The 5,166-nt window shown below is 43.5% G+C and carries 6 protein-coding genes; 5 read left to right on the top strand and 1 reads right to left on the bottom strand.

Annotated features, from left to right (window positions below; genetic code table 11):
* Positions 1-77: 77 nt before the first annotated feature.
* Positions 78-341, bottom strand: coding sequence for an endonuclease (locus Q397_RS0119795; protein WP_028880865.1), 264 nt, complete (start codon positions 339-341; stop codon positions 78-80).
* Between the two features lie 55 nt (positions 342-396).
* Here Q397_RS0119795 and Q397_RS0119805 point away from each other — a divergent pair.
* The 5 genes from Q397_RS0119805 to Q397_RS0119825 all read left to right on the top strand — a co-directional run bounded on the left by Q397_RS0119805 (position 397) and on the right by Q397_RS0119825 (position 4,898).
* A protein-coding gene (locus tag Q397_RS0119805) for an IS3 family transposase (RefSeq protein WP_420864646.1) occupies positions 397-1,745 on the top strand; the annotation gives its coding sequence in 2 pieces (ribosomal slippage) (positions 397-729 and positions 732-1,745; 1,347 coding nt in all).
* A gap of 957 nt (positions 1,746-2,702) precedes the next feature.
* Positions 2,703-2,996 (top strand): transposase, encoded by a 294-nt coding sequence (locus tag Q397_RS0119810; RefSeq protein WP_028880868.1) that lies wholly within the window; start codon positions 2,703-2,705, stop codon positions 2,994-2,996.
* Positions 2,996-3,313: an IS3 family transposase gene (locus tag Q397_RS25140; protein ID WP_051610401.1), complete on the top strand. Its 318-nt coding sequence runs from the start codon at positions 2,996-2,998 to the stop codon at positions 3,311-3,313. The genes Q397_RS0119810 and Q397_RS25140 overlap by 1 nt, the downstream gene beginning before the upstream one ends.
* Positions 3,314-3,489: 176 nt before the next feature.
* Positions 3,490-3,876, top strand: a complete 387-nt coding sequence (locus Q397_RS25145) for an IS3 family transposase (RefSeq protein ID WP_051610404.1) — start codon at positions 3,490-3,492, stop codon at positions 3,874-3,876.
* A 227-nt stretch (positions 3,877-4,103) separates the two neighbouring features.
* On the top strand, positions 4,104-4,898 hold the full coding sequence (locus Q397_RS0119825) for an FkbM family methyltransferase (RefSeq protein WP_028880869.1): 795 nt from the start codon (positions 4,104-4,106) through the stop codon (positions 4,896-4,898).
* Positions 4,899-5,166: the final 268 nt, after the last annotated feature.

Genomic DNA, 5,166 nt, shown 5'->3' on the forward strand with positions numbered 1-5,166 from the left:
TGGGGTACCCCAGAACACGATGGACAGAACGGCCGTTACATGCCATGCCTAATTCACTAACTCCTCAATGGCATCAATTATGGGAGAGGAGCAAGTTCACCAATAGCCGGGACAAGATTATGGAGGTCGGCTTCCATTTTCGCAAAGCCATGATCCTTCTTACATGCCTTACGACCGCCTTCCTGCCAACACTGACGCTGATGACCGAATACCCATGCAGGCATCACATGCTCCCATTCAACGCGGGTTGCACGGCTATTCGGATTACCTTTTCGAGTAACTGGCTTACGAGGTTCGTAGCCGCATGATTGTTCCCCTTCAGCACTAATGAGACCAAACATATAGTTTGAACAAAGGAGGATTTAGGTCTTATCGTAATGACTGTAAGGAATGAAGATGAGAGCTAAATCCAACACCAAAGAAACCGCCACGAAGGTCCTCAAGGACATTCGACGCAAGACCCGCAAACAACATTCTGCAGAAGAAAAAATCCGCATTGTTCTTGAAGGACTGCGAGGTGAGAGTTCGATTGCGGAACTTTGTCGCCAAGAATGCATTGCCCAAAGCCTCTATTACAGTTGGTCCAAGGAGTTCTTGGAGGCTGGCAAAAAACGCTTAGCTGGGGATACAGCCCGTTCAGCCACAACCAATGAAGTCAAGGACTTGCGCCAAGAGAGCAGCGATCTGAAAGAATTGGTCGCTGAACAAGCCCTTGAAATTCGTATTCTCAAAAAAAGCATGATAATGGATGGGGGCGACGACGAATGAGATACCCGGCTTCAGAAAAGCGCGAGATCATAAAGTTGGTTGAGCAATCCCATTTATCCGCTCGTCAAACCTTGGATCGCCTTGGCATTCCCCGTGCGACCTTTTATCGCTGGTATGCAAAATATCAAGCTGGAGGTGAAGATGAACTTGAAGACAGAACCTCAGCGCCAATCCGTGTGTGGAACCGTATTCCATCAAAAGTTCATGAGCGGGTCATCGATCTGGCTTTGAAGGAGACAGCCTTGTCACCCCGTGAACTGGCAGTGAAGTTCACCGACCAAACGGGCTATTTTGTCTCAGAGAGTTCGGTCTATCGTTTGCTCAAAAGCCATGACCTGATTACCAGCCCCTCTTACGTGGTCATCAAGGCAGCCAATGAGTTCAAGGATAAAACAAACGCGCCAAACCAGATGTGGCAGACGGACTTTACCTACTTCAAGATCATTGGCTGGGGTTGGTATTATTTATCGACAATTCTAGACGATTACTCACGTTACATTATCGCCTGGAAGCTTTGCACGACCATGAAAGCGGGTGATGTAAAAGACACGCTGAGCTTGGCCTTGCAAGCATCCGGTTGTGATCAGGTAAAGGTCAAACATAAACCTCGGCTTCTGTCGGATAATGGTGCTTCATATATCGCTGAAGACCTTGCTGACTATTTGGAAGATCAGGGCATGAGCCATGTCAGAGGCGCACCTTATCATCCCCAAACCCAGGGCAAGATTGAACGATGGCACCAAACACTAAAGAACCGCATCCTACTGGAAAACTATTACCTGCCTGGCGATCTGGAACAACAAATCGGCAAGTTCATCGATTATTACAACCATGAACGTTATCACGAAAGCCTGAACAATGTGACACCCGCTGATGCCTACTTTGGCAGGGCTACGGCTATTTTAAAGAGAAGGGAAAAAATCAAACAACAGACTATCGCTAAAAGACGCTTGATCTATCAAAATCAAGCCATTTAAGATTAAACCCAGATAAAGGCCAATCCTCCTTTAAAAATCATGATCTCTGGTCTCAAATGTTTTGATGACGGACATCCTCAAAAATTTACAACATGTTACAAAAAAAATGTGGGAATAAGGTAGCCAATTGACATTAAATGGGAACCTCTTAGCCTCATTGAGAGGGTAAAAATCACATTCTCTTTATCACCCTTTCAGTCTCCTTGCGATTCTGGCAAACATAAATTCTGAATATTCCAGCCTTCTTATATAGGATTGAATTTTGAGATAAAAAGGGTCATCATCAGGTAAACATGTTTTATTCATCTTAAAAGCACTTAAGAATGTTTACTGGATTTGTCATGAAGTTATAGCTCATTGAATTATATAGATAATGTATGTTTAAACGCACTCCTGAGGCTTAGGGATAAAGATTGGACTTCAAACTCATAACCTGAAGGTCGTCAGTTCAAATCTGGCCCCCGCAACCATATCAAAAAAGCCATACTCTTTTGAGTGTGGCTTTTTTGATTCTGGCTGTCGGGGTGGCATATTTTAGCTGCGCAAGATGCGCTGAAAGGCGCAGATTGCAACGGTTCGGCCAAAGGCAACGACGCAGCAAGCGCAGCGAGCGAGTACGGTAAATCTGGCCCCTAAGACCGTGAAAGCCCAACACCCCCTTGTGTTGTGGTTAACAGCTAACAAAGCTGCCAGGACCCCGTGAACGTCTATCGTCACGGGCTTCCTTTTTCTGGGCCAGTTGGCGTGATTACAATCTTCTCTATAAGTGAACGTAACTCAGCAAAGACAGCGTCTCTGGCAAGCCCGTCTTCAAGCTATGAGAGGGTATCGTGAAGGTTGGCAATGATCTTGCGGTAATGTTCTGCTGAACCGGGATGCATTTCTACGACATTGTGACCTGTTTCGAGAATACCGGACCAGTTGATAAAGTACTTTTATCACTGGAAAGGAATTAAGATGACGAAACGCAAAACCTATTCTGAGGAATTCAGAGCCTGTGCCGTTGCCCGAGTTTTAGATGACGGCGCAAAACCCACAGCCGTTGCCCGCGATCTGGGCATATCTGTTGGGCAATTGAAGACATGGCGACTTGAACAACAAGCTGCCGGTTTCGCTGAGGCAGTTGCTCGTCAAAAGGCAGAAGCTGCGGAGTTGAAACGGTTGCGTCAGGAGAACAAGCGTCTTGAGGAAGAAAACGAGATATTGCGCAAAGCATCTTCTTTTTTCGCACAATGGGCGGGGAAACAGTAATGGCTAAGCATGCTTTTATCTCCGCCCACAAAACGGCTTATTCCATTCGCCACATGTGCCGGGTTCTTAAGGTGTCAACTTCATGGTTCCATGCATGTCAAAAATCGGAAGGTGCCCGTCAGGCCAAAGCGAAACGTGAGCTTGATCTCGTTGCTGAAATCCGTCGTGTCATTAAAGAAAACAAAAGCTGCTATGGCCCCTTGCGTGTCTTTCACAAGCTCTTGCAGGAAGGTATTGAATGCACAGCCTACATGATCCGCAAGCTAATGAATTTACATGATATTCGTCAATCAAAACGCAATAACTGGGGCCAATAACAAGGGATAGTAATCACAGCCATCGCATTGCCCCGAACCTGCTGGATCGCCAATTAGAGGTGTTTGAACCAAACAAGGTCTGGCTTGCGGACATAATTTATATAGACTCGGAAGAAGGCTGGCTCTATTTAGCCGCCGTCAAGGATATGGCAACCCGTGAAATTGTCGGCTGAAGCATGGATGACCACTTGAAAAGCACCCTGTGTGAAAAGGCCTTGAACATGGCGATCCAGAACCGAAAACCGCCGAAAGGGTTGATCCATCATTCTGATCGTGGTGTACAATATGCCTGTAAGGATTATCGTAAAATCCTCAAGCGGCACCGTATGAAAGCCTCGATGAGCCGCAAGGGAAATTGTTGGGATAACGCACCGATGGAGAGCTTCTTCAACTCCCTGAAGACAGAATGCGTCCAGCGAAATCACTTCAAAACAAGGAAGGAAGCAAAAGCAGCCTTGTTTGAATATATCGAGATATTTTATAATCGACAGAGGCTGCATTCCGCCATCGGATATAAAACGCCTCTGCAAGCCTGTATGGAAATGACCATGAAGACGGCTTAACAAAAGATCATAATGGTCCGGGATTCTCGAAACAGGTCACAATGAAAAAACTATAGATTAAGATGTTTTAAATTTATTAATATGGACCTATAAAGAATTTTAGGAATCAATGGAATAGAGTGATAGGGAGGTTTATTACAGGCCTTTCCGTCAATCGTACTTACCTTGTTCAAATATGAGAATGTGAATTTGTTTAATAAAACTGCAAAAATATAAAAGAGTTTGCTATGAAACTGAAGAAAAGAATTGCCAAATATCCATTTTTTAGACGTATTTTAACTAAATTTTACATTGAAGACATTAGCTATCCCGGTCATTTCCTAACTAAGGATAAAATTGGCCCTATTATAATTCCTCACGAAGGAGATGTAATTGCGTCATGTTTCAAGAAATATGGTAGCTGGCAAGGAGGGATTTCGCAACTTATAATTGATCTCTGCACCCCATCAAGCAAGATTCTTGAAATCGGCTCTAACTATGGCCTGCATGCAAGAGAAATCGCTCACTATTGTAATGAAATCCATTGCATAGAAGCCAATCCATCGATTGCTCCTTACCTTCAAATGAATCTTGTTATGTGTGGAGCCGGAAATACAAATATGTACAATATTTGTGCTTCTAATAAATCCGGTGAAGTTATATTTCTTGATCGTTCGAATACATCAAACTCTGGATATTCTCGTATTATTCAAGAGGGTGATGATTTGTCAGAAGGAAAACAAATCAAACTTTCATCAAAACCATTGGATCAAATATTTCAAGATATAGATTTTGATATTATAAAGATTGATATTGAGGGGCATGAACTAGAAGCTCTTCAAGGCGCAAAAGAGACGCTTTCAAAGGTTCAATTTGTCATCATTGAAACCAATCATTTAGAGCAGTTGCAAGTTAACGTTCTTGAAGATTTCAATTTCTTTAAAATTGAATTACTTCCTGAACATCTGGAAAATGGTTATATACTGCATCCAATTGATGCTCCGTTAAGAACTAGTGAGTTTCTTGCAGTGCGAAAAAAATGAACTTTGAGGTCACACAATTGCATCTCCACAGGTACTATCCTATCTTTCGTGTAAATGAGCTTAAATGGTCTTCAAAGCCGTTCCCGATACAGTACAAATGATAGACAGCACAATCATCAGAGCCCACCATCAGGCTGGACCCGCTGCACTAAAGTGGAGGATACTTTAACTCCGTCATGCAGCCTTCATTTTAAACTTCATAGGGTTGATATTTCCCAAATATGAATGTCGGCGTCTTGGGTTGTAAAATTTGTTGATGTATTTGAAC

This window comes from Terasakiella pusilla DSM 6293 (assembly GCF_000688235.1).
In the GTDB taxonomy this organism is placed as follows: Bacteria; Pseudomonadota; Alphaproteobacteria; order Rhodospirillales; family Terasakiellaceae; genus Terasakiella; species Terasakiella pusilla.

What these genes read in the sequence shown, in the direction of transcription:
- Q397_RS0119795 (WP_028880865.1), bottom strand. Translation starts at nt 341, where the DNA reads ATGTTTGGTCTCATTAGTGCTGAAGGGGAACAATCATGCGGCTACGAA.
- Q397_RS0119810 (WP_028880868.1), top strand. Translation starts at nt 2,703, where the DNA reads ATGACGAAACGCAAAACCTATTCTGAGGAATTCAGAGCCTGTGCCGTT.
- Q397_RS25140 (WP_051610401.1), top strand. Translation starts at nt 2,996, where the DNA reads ATGGCTAAGCATGCTTTTATCTCCGCCCACAAAACGGCTTATTCCATT.
- Q397_RS25145 (WP_051610404.1), top strand. Translation starts at nt 3,490, where the DNA reads ATGGATGACCACTTGAAAAGCACCCTGTGTGAAAAGGCCTTGAACATG.
- Q397_RS0119825 (WP_028880869.1), top strand. Translation starts at nt 4,104, where the DNA reads ATGAAACTGAAGAAAAGAATTGCCAAATATCCATTTTTTAGACGTATT.